The sequence below is a fragment of the Rhodococcoides fascians A25f genome (assembly GCF_000760935.2).
GTDB lineage: Bacteria > Actinomycetota > Actinomycetes > Mycobacteriales > Mycobacteriaceae > Rhodococcoides.
This window is the reverse complement of the sequence record NZ_CP049744.1, coordinates 1,652,078-1,669,423: the sequence shown is the minus strand read 5'-3', so window position 1 is coordinate 1,669,423 and position 17,346 is coordinate 1,652,078. Positions and strand designations below refer to the sequence as shown.

Here is a 17,346-nt window from a genome sequence, read left to right as displayed (position 1 = left end):
ATGCCGGTTCGCGGCGTTGCGTACGGAGGGCGAGGCGATGCATCGACCCAGGCTAACGGGGATTCGGCGAGTAATCGCCGAGGCAACCGAAGAAGTCCTCGGCCCGTGGTGGTGAGAGTTCACAGAACCGAACTGGTCAGTTCGTAACCGGCCCGGTCCCGCCGCGGCGCTTAGGCTCTACCGTGTGCCCCGCGATCGCCCCGACGACAATCGCCCCGAGTCGATGCGTCTGCACCCGGCCGATGCACGGGCGTACTGGATGGCGTCGAAGATCCCCAGCGACCAGTTTCTGCTGTACTGCTTCGACACCGGACCCGACGACCTCGATGCAGAGGTGGTCCGACTGCTCGAACGCAGCGCTCGCATCGACGTACTGCGCCAACACGTCACCGACGCACCTCTCGGGCTGGACTATCCCCGGTGGACGTCCGCGAATCCGTGCACCGACGCGATCATCGTTCACCGGACACCACACACCTGGTCGGAATGCCTCGATGCGATCTCGGCGTCGTTCGAGCAACAGGTGGACCCCCGAGTATCGGTGTGGTGCCTACAGCTGTATTCGCAGGTCTCCGACGCTCCTGGCGGAACAGGACCGGCTATCGTTGCTGTACTTCAACTTTCGCACGCTGCGGCCGACGGAGCCCTGGCATCGAAGACCGCCCGCGACCTCTTCGGCACACATCGACTCCCGCCCGCAACCGAGTGCACCTCGCGTTCCACCGGGACCGAAATGGCCTCCGCAGTGCGGGCCGCTGCAGTCCTTCCGCTGCGCGTGGCGCTGATGGTTCGCGGCGGTCTACGCGCTCGACGGGACGCGCTGGCCCTCGGGCGAGCCACCGACACGGGTTCGATCCCGCCGCCTGCTCGGTCGCGGGCCCTGACAACCCTCGACGTACCGCCCACCGGCCGGACGTCCGTGCGGACCATCGTTCTTCCGAAGTCCGATCTGCACGCCGAGGGCACCACGGTCACCGCGTTCGCACTCACCGCCATATCGATTGCACTGCAAGCCTTTCTCGACACTCCAGGCGATCTGGCCGCAGAGGTGACCCTCGCGCGACAGACACGTGGGCCCGCGCGCAACAACTTCGGCAACGTGGGAGTCGGACTGTTCACCGCAGAGCCGGATATTCGCACACGCATGCTCCTCATCTCGGACGACCTGGCCGCACGGAGAGTTCGCGCCAGTCACCCACTGACGGAGGCGGCCCGCGCCTCCCAAGACGAGGTCGAAGTACACGTGCCGGCGTTTCTGGCCGAATGGGGAGTCGCGCAGTTCGATCCGACCGTGACGCCACCGACGGTCACCGGCAACACCGTCGTGTCCAGCGTCTCGCGCGGCAATGCGGATCTGACGCTCTGCGGCGGTGGCGTCCGGTTCACCGCAGGCTTTCCCGCCCTCTCCCCCGCCATGAGCCTGACCCACGGAATACACGGCATCGGCACTACCGTCACCATCGGAATCACGTCCAACAGCGCCGCCGTACCCGACCCGGACCGATACGAGGCGCTGCTACGCGGTGCCCTCGAACAGGTGCGCGCTGCCTTGACCTGATCGGGACCGAACTGCCAGACAGTTCTCAGCATTTGCCGGGCGACGAGCTCAGGTTCGACCGCCAGACTCGAGACCATGAACCAGGACCACGTCACCGTACTCGCCGTCGGGGGTACCGGAGAATCGCATCCGTCCGACCACCGGACGTCGGTGACCGGACTGCTCGCCTGCGTGGTCGGTGAACTCGACGACCGTTTCGTCGGCCGATGGGTCGGCTACCCGGCGTCGTACGGTCCTGTTTCACTGGGTGGACTGTGCTTCCGGCACAGTGCCGACATCGGCGTCCGACGCCTCCGTCGCGCAGTCGAAGGCACCACCGGGCCGATCGCGCTGATCGGCTATTCCCAAGGTGCGACCGTTGTGCGCGAGGTGCTCGGACTCGTCGCCGACGGAACGATCGACGGCACCCGAATCGTCGCTGCGGGCTTGGTGTCCGATCCCCAGCAACCGGCCGGCGCGGTGAGCGGATGCGATGGACGAGGGGTCGCAGGAACGGGTCCGGTTCTGCCCCAGTCGATTCCGGTTCGGTGGATCGGCCTCGAGACCGACATGATCTGTAACGCCAGCGACGACAGCCTGATTCGCGACATCGCCGACCTCACCCGCTGGATGTCGTTTCGCACCCCGAGAATCTGGCTGCGCGAACTGTGGACACTACTGCGCAGCAACAGTTTCCAGAATGCGACCCGGACTCGCCTGCGACCCTCCCAGTGGGTGGTGGATGTTCGACGCCTCCGCACCGCGGCCACCGAGGTGGCCGGCTATCTGCCACAGTCGATGCGCTGGCACCGATTCGAGTGGGCCAACCCCGGCGGCGGCCGACACATCGCCTATGCGCGCGAACCGTACGACGGCGAACTCACCGGATGCCAGGTACTCGCGCGCTGGCTGAGCGAGCAGGCAGACCGCCTCGAGGACGGATTCAGCCCTTCTCGGCCACAGCCGCGAGCTGCCTGAGGCCCTTCTCGAAATCCGGTCCGACGAGCTTGTCCATCGAGAACACTTTTCCGATCAGAGCGAAGAGCTTGTTCTGCTTTCCCGACATTCGCCAGGTCACCCGGGTTCCGTCGGCGTGAGGCTCGAGCAGGAACGCCGTGACGTTCCGGTTCTTGAACGGCTTGGTGAACGCAAGATCGAGCACCACCCGTTCAGCGGGAATCGACTCGGTGATGGTCATCGTCCCGGCACCGGCCTTGCGGTTACCCGACCACGAGTACGACGCCCCCACCCCGGCGTCGGGACCGGTGTAGGTGCGCTGCAAACCAGGGTCGAGTCCCTCGTAGGGCGACCACTTCACCCACTCGTGAAAGTTGTCGATCAGTCCGTGCACGGTTGCGGCGTCGGCCCGGACGAGGGCCGATCGCTCGACGAGTACCGGGTGGGTTTCGCTGGCCATGACGCTTCCTTCATTTTCTTTTGCACAAGCAGAAGATGTGTCCAGCGGGATCGCGGTACACCCAGAACGAGGACTGCGCGTGGTCGATGAGTGTCGCCCCCGCGTCGACGACGAAGTCCCTGGCCTGTTCCATGTCGTCCACCACCAGATCGAGGTGGATCTTGACGCTCTCGTTCGGCCAGTCGATCGGGGTGAAGTCCGGTGCTCGCTGAAACGCCAGCCGCAGTTCACCGGGACCATGGACAACCACCCAGTCGCCGTCGTCGTCCACCGATCCCCACCCGAGGATGGTGCTGTAGAAGCGAGCCAGCTCAGCGGGTTCCGGGCAGTCCAGCACCGTGTAGTCGACGGTGATTCTCGGGGGCGTCATGGCGCCAGAGTAACTATCAGCCGCCGAGCGCAGGGGCGATTGTCTCGAACCATGCCTCGTGCAGGTGCTGCTCCCAGTGGTTCCACCAGTGCACACCGGTACCGGTGATCTTGACGTTGGGTCGACCGCCTGCGGCCTGCAGCAACGGAACGAATGCACGGCTGCTCATGCCGGCGGCCGTCTCCAGCGGAACCATCTGCGCGAACTTGACCGGGTCGAAGCTGCTGCTGGCCGGGTTGAACACAGGGTCGGTAGCCGGTGAGCCACTCCCCGAAGAGACGAAGACTGCCGTGTTGCGCAGCGCGCCGACGTTGAGGGACGGGTCGTTGCGGATCCAGTCCGCGGACGGCCAGCTGCCCCACATGTTGCGAGCGTTGCCGCCCATCTCGCCGACGGCCACCGAGATGCCCTGCGCAAATCCGGGGCTGCTCGCGGTCGGGTAACCGCTGAACGATGCCACCGCCTTGTAGAAATCCGGACGATGCGCGGCCAGGTTGAGAGCGGAGGTTCCGCTCATCGACAGTCCTGCGACGGCATTGTTGACGTTGTCACTGCCGAAACGATCGGCCATGACGGGCGGCAGTTCCTGAGTGAGGAAGGTTTCCCACTTCACCCGTCCGAGCTTGGGGTCGTCGCGCTGCCAGTCGGAGTAGAAGGTTCCGCCGCCGCCGAACGGAATGACCACGTTGACGTGCTTGTCGGCGAAGAAGCTCTCGACGTCGGTCTCGATCAGCCAACCGCTGTTGTCCTCGGGCGCGCGCAGCCCGTCGAGCAGATACAGGGTGGGCGCGGGTCCCCCACCGGCAGCTTTGAGCACCTTGATCGGGATGTCTTTGTCCATCGACGGCGAGTAGACGTAGACGAGCTCGGAATCGGCCCTCGCCACACCGGTCCCCATCAGCACCGTTGCCATCGTGGCCACCAATACCGCCACCACAGCGAGCACCAGACTTCGTATCCGAGCATGCAGCATGGAGATTGTCCCCTTGTTCGTATCGACCGACCGTCTCGGGGAGGGTAACAGCCCGGTCACGGTAACGCTCCTTCTAGCGCAGAGGGCTGTCGACGATCCACCACGCCGCGTATGGGGGCAACCACACCGATCCGGTGTCGTCGACGTGCAGATCGTGTTGCGAGAGCACCTCCGTCGGAGCCGGGATGCCGAGTTCGATCAGCTGCGCGTGGGGAAAGGGTCGATGGTCGGCCGTCACGTTGTAGAGGCCGACCAGGGTGCCGCTCGGATGACGCCTGCGCACGACGAGCAGACCGTCGTCCGATTCGGTCTGCACGTCCACCGGAGCCTCGGCGTGGAGCATCGGCAGACCGGCGCGCACCTTCGCGATTCGAGCGATACCGTCGAACACCCGCTGCGCGTCGCTCCCCTGCTCGAACCGACCGGCGCGGTCGGCGTCGGTGACGCGGGGGCGATGCACCCACCTGTTGTCCTCGGCATGAGCCGGATCATCTGCCCAGTTCGGGTCTCCCGGGGAGCCGAGCTCGTCCCCGCTCCACACGACGGGAATGCCGCCCCAACCGGCAATGATGGCGTGCGCCAGAAAGATTCGCCCGAACGCGCCGTCGGGATCCAGGCGGGACGGGCCAAGGCCGGTGAGCGCGGCCGCGGTTCCGCTGATCCGGCGGTCGCCGGTGTCGGGGTTGTACTGGAACACCAGGCCTTCGGCCCAGGAGCCCTCGAATTCACCGGAGTACCAGTCGGCCAGAAAGTGCCGATGCCCTGCGCCCGAAAGTCCGAGTGACGCTGCGTCGCCGTCGTCGATTGCCCAGCCGATGTCGTCGTGGCAGCGAACGTAGGTCACCCAGGTTCCGCTCGGCGGCGTCGGGGGCAGCGACGCCAACGCGTGACGCGCCAAAGCCGTACTGCCCGTTGCCAACATCGACCAGACCTGCACCATCAGCGAGTTGTGGTATGCGATGTCCGAGACTCGTCCGGTGTGCCGCCCTTGACCCAGGTACGGCAGCAGATCGCGGGGTCCGACGATCGCCTCGGCCTTGAACAACGTGGCCGGAGCAGCCAGTCGAGCGGTGGCGCGCAGAGCCTGGGTGACCGCATGCACCTCGGGTTGATTCTGGCAGTTGGTGCCGAGCCGCTTCCACAGGAACGCGATGGCATCGAGGCGCAGCACCTCCACCCCCAGGTTGGCCAGATGCAGCACCACGCTCGCGAACTCCTGCAGCACAGCAGGATTGGCCCAGTTCAGATCCCACTGCCATTCGTTGAACGTCGTCCACACCCATTCCCCGAGCTCGTCGTCGAAGGTGAAACTGCCGGGAGCGAAGTCGGGAAATACCTCGGGGAGAGTGCGCTCGTACGAGTCCGGAGTGGTCCGATCGGGATAGATCAGGAAGTAGTCGCGGTATTTCGGATCACCGGCACGAGCCTTGGCCGCCCACTCGTGCTCGCGAGCAACGTGATTGAGAACCAGGTCGACCACCAGGCTGATGCCGCGTTGACGCAGCGTCTGCGCGAGGGTGCGCAGATCCTCGTTGGTGCCCAGGTCTTCTCGCACGGCGCGGTAGTCCATCACCGCGTATCCGCCGTCGTTGTCGCCGGGCCTGGGCTGCAGCAACGGCATCAGGTGCAGGTAGGTGACACCGAGGTCGGTCAGATGGTCGAGCCGCTCACCCACCCCGCGCAGCGTCCGTCCGTACCGGTCGACGTAACAGGCGTAGCCGAACATGTCCGGCTGCTGAAACCAGTCGGGCTCGAGCAGTCGGCGCTGGTCCAGCCTGTGCAGATCCTCGGCTCGGGCGGCATAGGCGCGAGCGGCGATGTCCACCAGTCCGGCCGCCACGGTGTCGGGATCGGGATAGACGGCGGTGACCGCGTCGTGCAGATCGGGAAACCACTGCTCGAGACGCAACTCGAACGTCTCGCGTCGGTGTGCGGGAAGTTCGGCGAGGATCTCGCGGGTGACGTCGGAGACGGCGGGGTGAATCATGGACTCATTCTGGCATCGACCCCAGCGTGCGGACGCGCATACATCCGGTTACCGCGGGGTATCAGAGCGGCATGTCATTGCTGAGCCGCACGGTGGACACGATCCTCGACAGAGCAATCGTTCCCGGATACTCCCGCATCGGTGCCACGGTGCGTCGCCGGTTCTGGGCCGCGGATCCGACGCCGTTCCCCTCCCCCATAGACATGGTGGTGACCGGCGCGTCGTCCGGTTTGGGAGCCGCCACTGCGAAAGAACTCGCGCGGCTCGGGGCACGGGTGCACCTGGTCGGCCGATCCGCCGACCGACTCGAGTCCGCCGCCGCGGCCATCAGAACCGAGGTGCCCGACGCCTCTCTCGTAGTGCACGAGTGCGACATCAGCGATCTCGATTCCGTGGCGGCGTTGATCGCGGCTCTGGCGTCCGAACTCACGTCGGTACATGCACTGGTGCACTGCGCCGGGGTGATGCCGGATGGACGGCAACTCTCTGCGCAGGGACACGAATCCGCTTTCGCCACCCATGTTCTCGGACCGGTCGCGTTGACCGTGGGATTGCGAGAGCTGTTCGACGCCGGATCGCGAGTTGTGTTCGTCTCGAGCGGCGGCATGTATGCGGTGCCCTTGCAGAACTCGGACTTCGAGTACGAGAACGGCAAGTACTCCGGTATGACGGCGTACGCGCGCACGAAGCGCATGCAGGTGGTGGTGGCCGAGCAACTGGCCGAACGCTTTTCGCTCGAAGACGATCCGGTGGTGCACAGCATGCACCCGGGCTGGGCGTCGACTCACGGGGTCACCGGCTCCATGCCACTGTTCGGTTCGGTGATGAAGCCGATTCTTCGCAGCGCCGACGACGGAGCCGATACCATCGTCTGGCTCGTGGCAGCCGATCCCGCGTTGACCAGCACCGGCACATTCTGGCACGACCGCGCGCCGCGCCCGACTCATTACCCTTCCTGGCGCGGAGATTCACCTCGCGTGCGAGATGCTTTGTGGGCCAGCGTGGTCGAGGCAACGGGAATCGAGATCGAACCCGCGGCCGGTGACTCACAGACCGAGTAGGTCGGCCGATCTGCGCAACCGCATCAGCACCTGAAGATCGAGGGCATCGTCCGGGTCGCGCCACTGTGTACCGATCAGCCGGTCGATTGCCTCGAGTCGTTGGTAGAGCGTGTTGACGTGCACACCCAGGCTCGACGCCGTAGCCGAATGGTGCCGTCCGTGTGCGAGATACACCGACAGCGTCTCCATCAGCGGAACCCCGCGCTTGTTCTGCTCCGCCATCAAGGGGCCGAGCAGTTCCTCGGTGAGCTCGTCCAAGTGTTCACGGGCCATGTGGCTGAGCAGGATTCGATAGATCCCCAGACCGCGGGCCGAGGACACTTCACCGTCCCTGCCCAGGGTCGTCAGAACATCGACGGTTTGTTGCGCCTCGCGGAATGCCGTTGCCAGGGCGTCGGCACCTCGCGCGGGCTCGGAGATTCCCACCGTCGCACGGGTGTTGATCATGCGGCGAACGGCAGCGGATTCTCGGGCCGGCACGACGAGCAGAACCCTCGAACCCTGCTCCGCCACTACCGATCCCGGAGGTAGTGCAATGGCTTCGAACTCGGCTCTCGACGCATTCCCTTGCCCCACTGCCACGCAGTACGTCACGTCCGGCGTCAGTCCGGCACGGTGGAACTGCCTGCGTTCGTCATCGGGTGACGAGATGGGATGAAGAAGCAGATCCACCAGAAAGGCGTCCTGCGCGCGGCGTGCAGATTCCGCTGCTGCACGCTCCTCGGCCAACGACAGCGCAATGGCCGGCGCGGCCCGATCGAGAAGCAAACGGGTTTGATGGTCCTCCGGGCCGACGGAGATCAGCACCCCCAGAAAGTGGCCCGCTGCTACCACCCGGTGAGCGGTCATCGCGTCGTCGACGGCCGTATCCGCGCCCTCCCTACAGCGGTCGACGAGAGTCTCGACTGTGGTTGCCGTGTACTCCAGAGCAGCCGGCACGGACGCGACATCCGCCATGAAATACGCCGGGCGTTCGGTGGCCGCAGCTACCTCCCGAACCAGGCTCCGCACCCCGCCCCCTTGGAGCACGACCTGGGTCAACGTGCGGTCCCATTGCAGCGTTTGTTCCAGTTCCGCCGTGCGAAGGGATAACTCGGCGTTGAGTGTTTCGAGTTTGTCGATCGCTCGAACGTTCTCGATGGCGATGGCCGCGTGTGCGGCCAGTGCCGACAGCAGAGCGATCTCACTGTCTGCGAAATCCCGCTCCGACCGTTTGCACGCGAACAATGCGCCGATCACACGGTCGCCCACCCGCAGCGGTACGCCCAGCAAGCCGCGCATGTTCTCCGATCGCGCTGCGCTGTCGGCTCCGGTGATGTGCCGAAAGGCAGGTTCGCTTTGATAGTCGGGAGTCCACGACGGCGAGGCTCCGCGCACGATGAGGCCGACCAGCCCCTCGTCCTGCGCGAGCCTGATGCCCACGAGCTTCGGCGTCAGTGCACCGCTGGTGACTTCGATGACGAACTCGTTCCCGTACACCGAACCCATGTAGGCCAGATCCACGCCCAGAAGTGTGCGCGCCTGGTCCACCACCTCTTGCAACAGAATCCGATTGTCTCGCACGGTGGTCAGGCGCACCGCGATGTCGTTGAGCGCCGAGAGTTCGGTGCTGCGCTGTTTGCGCTGATCGAGCAACGCGCGCAGCCTCGAGGCCGCGTGCGCCTCGGCACCGGGATGTGCTCGACGGTGGGCTTCCAGTTCGTCGATGGACGCATCGGCCAGCAGCAATTCCATCCATGACTTCACGGGCGACATAGAGAAAACCTACATTGGCCGAGACCCAGGTCACAGCTAGAGTCGAGATATGTCGCTCGTCGAACAGTTGTCGAATTCTCTCCCCGCGGACCGCGTCGTCGTCGATCCCGACGTCATCGCGTCGTACCAGCACGACGAAGCGGAATGGGCACCGTTTGCGGTGCCAGTTGCCGTCGTGCGGCCCCGCAGCGCCGAAGAAGTGCAGGCTGTCGTTCGTGCATGCCTGGCCCATGGCGCACCCGTCGTCACTCGCGGGGCGGGCACCGGACTGTCCGGGGGCGCGAACGCCACCGAGGGATGCGTTGTAGTCGCCCTCGACGGCATGGATGCGATCAAGGAGATCGACCAGCTCGAGCGATACGCCGTCGTGGAGCCGGGAGTGGTCAACGATCACCTGCGAGCAGCGGTCGCCGAGCACGGTCTCTGGTACCCGCCGGATCCGGCCAGTGCACCGTGGTCGACCATCGGCGGCAACGTTGCCACCAACGCGGGCGGGCTGTGCTGTGTGAAGTACGGCGTCACCCGCGATTACGTCATGGGGATGCAGGTGGTCACCGGAACCGGAGAACTGGTGAGGCTCGGGCGCAAAACAGCCAAGGGCGTTGCCGGATACGATCTTGCGGGTCTGATGGTCGGATCGGAAGGCACGCTCGGCATCATCACCGAGGTGACCCTCAAGCTGCGCCCGCTCCAGGATCCGCAGCGGACCGTTGCCGGCTATTTCGATTCGATCGTCGACGCCGGTCGTGCCGTGGCCGCGGTTGCCGCCGCCGGATTGACGCCCTCCGCATTGGAACTGATCGACAAGCAGTGCCTCATCGCAGTCGACGCCTGGAAGAACATGGGCCTGTCGGTCGAGGCGAATGTGGTGTTGCTCGGGCGGATCGACGATCCAGGACTCATCGGAGACCAGGAGGCCGAGAAGATGCTCTCGTGCTTCGACGAGGCGGGGGCCACGTGGTCTGCAGTCTCGACCGATCAGGAGGAGGCGGACGCGCTGTTCGCGGCCCGCCGGTTGGCGTATCCGGCGATGGAGCGACTGGGTCCGGTGTTGACCGAGGACGTGTGTGTACCGAAGAAGCATGTGCCCGAGATGCTTTCCCGTATAGAGCAGATCGGCCTGCGGTACGAGACTACGATCGCCAACATCGCACACGCCGGTGACGGAAACCTGCATCCGTTACTGATCACACCCCACGACGACCTTCCGGCCCGCGAGCGCGCTCAGGCCGCCTTTGCCGAGATCATCGACGCTGCTTTGGAACTCGGCGGCACCGTGACCGGCGAGCACGGAGTGGGGCTACTCAAGATGGACGGTCTGGTGCAAGAACTCGATCCGGTGGTGTTGGACATGCACCGCGCGGTGAAAAAGGCACTGGATCCGCACGGAATCCTCAACCCGGGCAAGGTGTTCGCGCCCTGACAGCGCTGAGATCCTACGGTTGAGTGCGCAGATTCCCGTTGTGCAGCGCGGTCACCAGCAGACTCGGCAGGCCGTTGACCAACAAGAGAACGGCCACCATGAGACCCATCGCCAACCACGGCTCGGTCAGCCAGAAATGATTGCCGAGCTGTAGCGCACCGACGATACTCAGTATCCATCCAGCAGCCTGGGCACGTCGGGCACGCTGGGCAGGTCTGACCGGATACGAGCCGTTCACCGTGGGCAACTTACGGCCGTAGTTTTCTCGAGATGCGATTCGAGCTGCCACGACGTGGAACAGAACAGCGAACGTGATGGCGCACAACGCAAGCGACATGTACTCGTCTCCCCTTCCAACTCTTGTCAGCGCGCAGTCTCCCAGGCCGAAGAGCAGTACGCCCGGGTTCCGCGTCTCAATATTCACATAGTCGAAAGAGACCCGTGCACAAACGGTCGAGGGACTAAACCACCTGGCCGCCGTCCGTCCCGGTACCGGACCTTTTTCTGAGAAGCGCTACAGCCGCCGCAGACACAACCAAGCCGACGAGCCCACCACACAGCGGCAGAATGAACCACAAATACCCCTGACTACTGAGCTCGATGCGAAATGGTCGCGTATCGGTGAGTCCGCAATAGGTAGGCGGCGAAATATGCGCCCAGGCAGCCGCGCAGAGGCCGAGAAGACCGCCGGTCACCGAGCCGACAAGTCCAGCCAGAGCAATCGGAACTCGGGGTTGCACAACACCGCGTGCACAGACAAACCCGAGCAGGCAGAACACCATGGCCGAGAACCCTGGGAACACGATCACAGTAGGAATCCACGTTGGTGCCGGCTCGAAATACTCGATCAGATATCCCACCACGACTGCGACCGAGGATTCGGAGGAAGCGGCCAACCGCTCCGAATCGAATCGCGGAGCCACGAAGATGTGCCACGAGATCGCAATCGCTACCCCCACCAGCAAACCCACTACGCCCGCCGCGAACGCGGCCTTACGTCGCTGACTGTTCACTGCGCCATCCCGACGTTCGCCCAGCTCCGGACCCGCCCACGACTCGTCATCCGTCGAGTATGTCCGGTGTTCGGTGCGGGGACTGGATCCGGCTGTGTAGAAGATGCTCCGCTCCGTGACTACGCAGCCGGTTCGTCAGTGCGCCACCGGCACATCCGTATTGCTCTCGGAGCGGACTCCCATTCGGCTGCGCAGAGCGATCACCAGCACCACCGCCATGAGCATGACACCGCCGACGACCCATAACCCGGCCTTGGCGTTGCCGGTGGCGTCGAGCAGCCACCCCGTCACATAGGGGGCACCGAAGCCCGAGGTGTTGCCGACCGAGTTGATGACGGCAATTCCCGCCGCTGCCCCCGCTCCGGTGAGGAACGTACTGGGCAGGTACCAGAACACGGGGAGTGCGCAGAACACGCCCACCGCGTTGACCGTCACCGCGATCATGGTGGTGAACGGTGAATCCATGTACAGCGCAAACGGAATGGAGATCGCACCGATCAGGGTGGGGATCGCGACGTGCCAGGTTCGCTCGCCCGTCCGGTCCGAGTGTCGACTCCAAAGCACCATCGCCACTGCGCCCACTGCGAACGGCACGGCCACGATGAGACCCGTTGTCACGAGTGAGAAGTCGGTATCGAACGTCTGCTTGAATCCGGCGACGATGCTGGGCAGAAAGAAACTCAGGGAGTAGAGACCGTAGGTGATGCCGAAATACACCAGGCCGAGCATCCAGACCCGGACGTCACCGAGAGCGCGCTTGACCGAGCCGCTGATGTGCCCGTCCTTCACAGCGTCCTCGGACTCCAATTCGGTGGTAAGCCAGGCCTTCTCGTCGACAGTGAGCCACTTCGCCTGCGAGGGCCGATCCGTGAGATAGAACCAGGTGACCACTCCGAGCAGGATCGCAGGAATGCCCTCGAGGAGGAACATCACCCGCCAACCCGACAGTCCGAACAGCCCGTCCATGTACTGAATGATCGCACTCGACAGGGGCGCACCGAGCGCCGACGACACCGGCAGTGCCAGCATGAACAGGCCCATCAAACGGACTCGGTAGGCGCGCGGAAACCACATCGTCATGTACAGCAGCACACCGGGGAAGAAGCCGGCCTCGGCGATGCCGAGAAGAATCCGTAGCCCGTACAGCCACCCTGCTGTCGGCACGAATGCCATGGCGGCAGCCACAATTCCCCAAGACACCATGATGCGAGCGATCCACCGTCGGGCACCGAATTTGTGCAACGCCAAATTACTGGGCACCTCGAACAGCAGATATCCGATGAAGAACAGTCCTGACGCCAGACCGAACATCGTTTCGGTGAGACCCAATTCGTCGCTCATGGTCAGCTTGGCGAGACCGATGTTGGTGCGATCGAGATAGTTGACGAAGTAGGCCAACCCGAGAAACGGGATGATGCGTCGGGCGACCTTCTTGACCACCCTCGTCTCGATCTCGGGCTTCGACGTGACTGCAGGCATGGGCTTGGCCTTCCATGGAGCGAAAGTGACCTGGACCACACTATGGACCTACTGGGCGAGGGTCTACGGAGAAATCACCCACCGAAGGCAGAGATCCGAGGGCGAGATCTCCAACGCTCGCCGAGGATGCGGTGTTGCAGTCGTGTGCCCACGCTGCGATCCTGTGGTGGTGCGGGTAGCTCTCATCGCCGATATTCACGGCAACATCGCGGCGCTCGACGCCGTCGTCGACGACATCGGCCGGCAACGCGTCGACTCAGTGGTGAACCTCGGCGATCTGGTGTCCGGCGGACTGCATCCGCGTCGGACTGCGGACCGGCTCATGGCGCTGGATTTTCCCACCATCGCCGGAAATCACGATCGCTATCTGCTCGAGCAGGATCCCGAGTCGATGGGTAGTTGGGATCGGCACGCCCATGATCGACTCGCCGACGAGCATCGACAGTGGCTGGGCTCGCTGCCCTTCTCACTCGAGCTGGGCCACGGGATCCTTGCAGTGCACGGCACTCCCACCGATGATCAGCAATATTTCCTGCACTCGGTGGACGCCAACGGCTCGCGCGAGGCAACCGAGGCCGAAATCCTCGAACGGGCAGCAGGTTTCACGGACCGATCTGTCATCGCCTGTGGACACACCCACCTACAGCGACAGTGGACTCTTCCCAGCGGAACACTCGTGGTCAACCCGGGCAGCGTCGGCACCCCCGCGTACGACGACGATCAGCCCTACCCGCACGTCATGGAATCCGGGTCGCCGCATGCGCGCTACGCAGTACTCGACGATCATGGCAGAGGCAGCTGGACAGTCTCGTTCGAGCTGGTCGAGTACGACCACGTCGGTGCTGCCGCCGATGCCCGCGCGCACGGCATGAACGCCATCGCCGACGCTCTTCTCACCGGTTTCGTCGGTCCTGCGCCCCGATAGCCGTCACACTGACCTCGTGAAGATCACCGACGCCCAGCGGCGACACCGGCTCGTTGCGCAGCACTTCTCCAAGGCTTCGAGCGTCGAAGCCGTGGTGTCGTCCCTGCTCGCGTTGCACGCCACCGACCCGGCGACGGTGTATCTCTCGGTGTTGGCGCGTGCTCGATCTCTCGGACTGTCCGCTGTTCGTGACGCGATGTACGAGCGTCGAAGTCTCGTCCGGCTGATGGCGATGCGGCGCACGATGTTCGTCGTCGCACACGACGACGTCCCGATGATTCATGCTGGCGCGAGTCTCGGGGTTGCGCGCACGATGCGGGCGCGCTTGGTCAAACAAGTCTCGACGCTGCCCACCGAACCTGTGATCGACAATGTCGAATCCTGGCTTGCAGCAACCGAAGAAGAGACCGAGGCGGCGCTGCGCTCGATGGGCACCGCCACCGGGGCGGAGCTCTCGGCCGCGGTCCCCGGCCTCAAGACGGCGCTGCTACCGACCACCGACAAGGTGTACGACGTCAGGCGATACGTCACCTCCGAGGTTTTGGTGATGATGGCCGCAGAAGGAAAATTGGTGCGCGTCGAGCCACGGGGAGCATGGACTTCTCGGCGGCATGCGTGGGCACCGATCGACCATTGGTGGCCGGACGGGATTCCCGATCTCGACGAAAACGAGGCACGCGCCGAACTTGCCCGACGCTGGCTCGAAGTATTCGGACCGGCGACGCTCGACGACCTGCAATGGTGGACGGGGTGGAACAAGACGCAGACTCGTGGTGCAGCGTCCGGCCTGGACACCGTGGCGGTCGAACTGACCGAAGGCGACGGAATCATGTTGACCGGCACTACCTTCGACAAGCCCGCCGGCGCGAGCGTCATGCTGCTGCCCGCACTGGATCCCACACCGATGGGATGGAAACATCGCGCCTGGTATCTCGGCGAGCACAAGGCACCGCTGTTCGACACTTTCGGCAACATCGGTCCGACCATCTGGTCCGGGGGTCGCATCGTCGGGGGTTGGGCCGTGACCGGATCCGGCGAGGTGGTCACCGAGCTACTGGAAGACGTCGGCTCGACGGTGTCGAAAGCCGTTGCAGCCGAGGCCGAACGACTCACCACCTTGCTCGACGGCACCGCGGTGGTCCCGTCGTTCCCGACGCCGTTGGAGAAAACATTGAGAGGCAAGAAGTGACCGGTATTCGCCTACGGATTGTGCATCTGCAGCCGCAGCCGGTCTGAGATCGTATGCGACGAACGCCGTGAAATGGTCTTGAGCCGACACTGTCCTTGACCAACAAAATCCGGTTGCACTTGATCAGCGATGTGCTTTACTGACCGCGTGATGACCCGTGCGCAGTTCTGGTGGCCGCTCTGACAGCGGCTTGCAAAATTGTGCATTCGGCCGCCTGTCGTGCGGCCTGACAACTCCCTTCGCGGGATCTCACACGGGTCTCACGTTCAGGCGGCTGCCTACCGAGGAGGCCGACCACCTTGTTCGACGAAAACGAATTCAACCGAACCGCTCCGAGACTGGGCGAGATACTCGTGAGCTCTCGATCGCTCGCCGAGTACCGAGCAATGTTCTCACTCACCGAGGATGACCTGAACAGTCGAATCCTTGATTGCCCCAGTGGTGCAGCGTCTTTCACTGGCGATGTGAACGGACGCGGTGGTAGAGCCACAGCGTGCGACAGCGCATATTTCGATGCCACCCCTGCCGACCTCGCCGCGATCGCGATCAACGAGGCGGCGCGGGGCAACGCCTTCGTCCACACTCACCGTGACGGTTACGCGTGGACATACTTCGCCGACCCGGATCACCATGGACGAATCCGTGAAGATGCAGCCGGCCGGTTCTCCGCCGATATCAACGATCACCCGGAGCAGTACGTGCCAGGCCGGCTACCTTCACTGGCTTTCGGCGATAACAGCTTCGACCTCGTGCTCAGTTCCCATCTGCTGTTCAGCTACTCCGATATTCTCGATCATCAGTTCCACATCGACTCCATCACCGAGCTGGCCCGCATCAGCCGCGGTGAGGTGCGCATCTTCCCTCTGGTCGCCGTCGGCGAGCGCACACCGTATCCGCGTCTCGGCGAACTTCTCGAGGAACTCGCAGCCAGCGGGATCAACGGTCGGATAGTGAAGGTGAACTACGAGTTTCAGCGAGGTGCAGATGAGATGCTGGTCTGCACACAACCGAATGTCCACTACCCAGAGGAGTGGATCCATCGGTGAGCAACTCTCTCGACTACCGGGTCAACTTTTCCGTCGACGACGCCGAGCTGTCGCAGCTTCATCGGAGAGCATTCGGCGGAGAGTACGAACTCACTCCGTGGCGGGCCCGACTGGACACGCACAGTAAATCGTGGGTGGGCGCGTTCACCAACGGCCAGCTGTGCGGGTTCGTACACGCGGTCTGGGACGGAGGCAGGCATGCCTTCCTCCTCGACACCGCCGTCGACCCCGCACTCCAACGGCGCGGCATCGGAACAACCCTCGTAGCGCGCATCGTCGCGGATCTGCGAGGGTCAGGGATCGAGTGGGTACACGTGGACTACCAACCGTACCTCCACGAGTTCTACTCAGCCGGATGCGGATTCAGTGCGACAGCCGCAGGGCTGCTCCGGCTCGAATGAGCGATGCGTGACTGCAGTCGTGAGGTGCTTGTCCAAATCGTCACGTCAGAACCGGTAGCGCCCCTCGGCCCAGGCGCGGGCAGCCGGCGGGGTCACCGTGTCGACAGGTTCCCCGTCGCGAAAGTAGCTGGTGTGCAGAATCCGACCCGCATCGACTGCTTCCTGCCACGCCTGGGTCGGGCCTTCACCGAACCACAGCCACGGGGTGATGTCGTCCATGATCACGATCGTGTCCGGGGTAGCGAATGCGCGTAGGTCGTCGAGGTCCGCGCGAGCACCTTCCACCGAATGATCACCGTCGACGAAGATGACATCGAATCGCAGGTCCGGGTGTTCCTTCGCGTACGCGGCGATGGTGGTGTGCGAGTCGCCCTGGATCAGGATGTGACGGCCCGGAAAGCGTTCGTCGATATGGGCTTTCGCTGCAGCACTGTATGTGTACGCGGCCAAGTCGAAGGACACGACCGTCACGTCGGGTGACGCGGACAGAAAAGCCCAACTCGAGAAGCCGGCATTGAACCCGACCTCACAGATCAGCTTCGTACCCGGCCGGGCGGCGAGCGAAGACAAGTATGACTGCTCCGCCTCATCGGCTCCACGCTCGAAAGCTTCTCCAGCGGTGGCTGTCTGGTGTACCAACGCTTCGAGTTCCTGCAGACCCATCTACGTTCTCCTATCGTCTGATTCGGAGCGTAGCCAACTTCCATGTTCCATGCAGACGACGGCTGATTGGTGCCCGCAGGCGATGCCTGTAGCGTTCGCACCTAATG

Annotated in this window: 17 protein-coding genes; 8 read left to right on the top strand and 9 right to left on the bottom strand. The window is 64.1% G+C overall.

The window, feature by feature from the left end; all coding sequences use genetic code 11:
- Positions 1–184: 184 nt before the first annotated feature.
- Together BH93_RS08045 and BH93_RS08040 are read left to right on the top strand one after the other, a co-directional pair.
- Positions 185–1,558 (top strand): WS/DGAT domain-containing protein, encoded by a 1,374-nt coding sequence (locus BH93_RS08045; protein WP_052064833.1) that lies wholly within the window; start codon positions 185–187, stop codon positions 1,556–1,558.
- Between the two features lie 75 nt (positions 1,559–1,633).
- Entirely contained in the window at positions 1,634–2,515 is an 882-nt protein-coding gene (locus tag BH93_RS08040) for a PE-PPE domain-containing protein (protein ID WP_037171601.1), read from the top strand.
- Here BH93_RS08040 and BH93_RS08035 read toward each other — a convergent pair.
- From BH93_RS08035 to BH93_RS08020, 4 genes are all read right to left on the bottom strand, one after another.
- Positions 2,481–2,954 carry an SRPBCC family protein gene (locus BH93_RS08035; RefSeq protein ID WP_037171602.1) on the bottom strand — a complete coding sequence of 158 codons (474 nt, stop codon included), beginning with the start codon at positions 2,952–2,954 and terminating at the stop codon, positions 2,481–2,483. The two genes, BH93_RS08040 and BH93_RS08035, sit on opposite strands and share 35 nt — an antisense overlap.
- 10 nt (positions 2,955–2,964) lie before the next feature.
- On the bottom strand, positions 2,965–3,324 hold the full coding sequence (locus BH93_RS08030; protein ID WP_037171604.1) for a VOC family protein: 360 nt from the start codon (positions 3,322–3,324) through the stop codon (positions 2,965–2,967).
- A gap of 16 nt (positions 3,325–3,340) precedes the next feature.
- Entirely contained in the window at positions 3,341–4,297 is a 957-nt protein-coding gene (locus BH93_RS08025; protein ID WP_037171606.1) for an alpha/beta hydrolase, read from the bottom strand.
- A gap of 73 nt (positions 4,298–4,370) precedes the next feature.
- Entirely contained in the window at positions 4,371–6,284 is a 1,914-nt protein-coding gene (locus BH93_RS08020) for an alpha-amylase family protein (RefSeq protein WP_037171608.1), read from the bottom strand.
- Positions 6,285–6,355: 71 nt separating this feature from the next.
- Here BH93_RS08020 and BH93_RS08015 point away from each other — a divergent pair, with 71 nt between their 5' ends.
- Positions 6,356–7,345: an SDR family NAD(P)-dependent oxidoreductase gene (locus BH93_RS08015; protein ID WP_037171609.1), complete on the top strand. Its 990-nt coding sequence runs from the start codon at positions 6,356–6,358 to the stop codon at positions 7,343–7,345.
- Here BH93_RS08015 and BH93_RS08010 read toward each other — a convergent pair.
- Positions 7,331–9,079: a helix-turn-helix domain-containing protein gene (locus tag BH93_RS08010; protein ID WP_037172156.1), complete on the bottom strand. Its 1,749-nt coding sequence runs from the start codon at positions 9,077–9,079 to the stop codon at positions 7,331–7,333. The two genes, BH93_RS08015 and BH93_RS08010, sit on opposite strands and share 15 nt — an antisense overlap.
- A 70-nt stretch (positions 9,080–9,149) precedes the next feature.
- On the opposite strand from BH93_RS08010, the gene BH93_RS08005 reads away from it, so the two are divergent.
- Positions 9,150–10,523, top strand: a complete 1,374-nt coding sequence (locus BH93_RS08005) for an FAD-binding oxidoreductase (RefSeq protein ID WP_037171611.1) — start codon at positions 9,150–9,152, stop codon at positions 10,521–10,523.
- 13 nt (positions 10,524–10,536) lie between these two features.
- Here the strand turns inward: BH93_RS08005 and BH93_RS08000 are convergent, their stop codons facing one another.
- The 3 genes from BH93_RS08000 to BH93_RS07990 all read right to left on the bottom strand — a co-directional run bounded on the left by BH93_RS08000 (position 10,537) and on the right by BH93_RS07990 (position 13,015).
- Positions 10,537–10,860: a hypothetical protein gene (locus BH93_RS08000; protein WP_037171612.1), complete on the bottom strand. Its 324-nt coding sequence runs from the start codon at positions 10,858–10,860 to the stop codon at positions 10,537–10,539.
- A gap of 124 nt (positions 10,861–10,984) precedes the next feature.
- Entirely contained in the window at positions 10,985–11,536 is a 552-nt protein-coding gene (locus tag BH93_RS07995) for a hypothetical protein (RefSeq protein ID WP_037171614.1), read from the bottom strand.
- Between the two features lie 135 nt (positions 11,537–11,671).
- Positions 11,672–13,015: an MFS transporter gene (locus BH93_RS07990; RefSeq protein ID WP_037171615.1), complete on the bottom strand. Its 1,344-nt coding sequence runs from the start codon at positions 13,013–13,015 to the stop codon at positions 11,672–11,674.
- 25 nt (positions 13,016–13,040) lie between these two features.
- Here BH93_RS07990 and BH93_RS07985 point away from each other — a divergent pair, with 25 nt between their 5' ends.
- The 4 genes from BH93_RS07985 to BH93_RS07970 all read left to right on the top strand — a co-directional run bounded on the left by BH93_RS07985 (position 13,041) and on the right by BH93_RS07970 (position 16,576).
- Complete coding sequence (locus tag BH93_RS07985) at positions 13,041–13,940, top strand: metallophosphoesterase family protein (protein ID WP_242459153.1); 900 nt, start codon at positions 13,041–13,043, stop codon at positions 13,938–13,940.
- 16 nt (positions 13,941–13,956) lie between these two features.
- Positions 13,957–15,129 (top strand): winged helix DNA-binding domain-containing protein, encoded by a 1,173-nt coding sequence (locus BH93_RS07980; protein ID WP_037171617.1) that lies wholly within the window; start codon positions 13,957–13,959, stop codon positions 15,127–15,129.
- A gap of 464 nt (positions 15,130–15,593) precedes the next feature.
- Entirely contained in the window at positions 15,594–16,175 is a 582-nt protein-coding gene (locus tag BH93_RS07975; protein ID WP_242459152.1) for a hypothetical protein, read from the top strand.
- Positions 16,172–16,576, top strand: a complete 405-nt coding sequence (locus tag BH93_RS07970) for a GNAT family N-acetyltransferase (protein ID WP_037171618.1) — start codon at positions 16,172–16,174, stop codon at positions 16,574–16,576. The genes BH93_RS07975 and BH93_RS07970 overlap by 4 nt, the downstream gene beginning before the upstream one ends.
- Before the next feature lie 45 nt (positions 16,577–16,621).
- Here the strand turns inward: BH93_RS07970 and BH93_RS07965 are convergent, their stop codons facing one another.
- On the bottom strand, positions 16,622–17,239 hold the full coding sequence (locus BH93_RS07965) for a class I SAM-dependent methyltransferase (protein WP_037171621.1): 618 nt from the start codon (positions 17,237–17,239) through the stop codon (positions 16,622–16,624).
- Between the last annotated feature and the right edge of the window lie 107 nt (positions 17,240–17,346).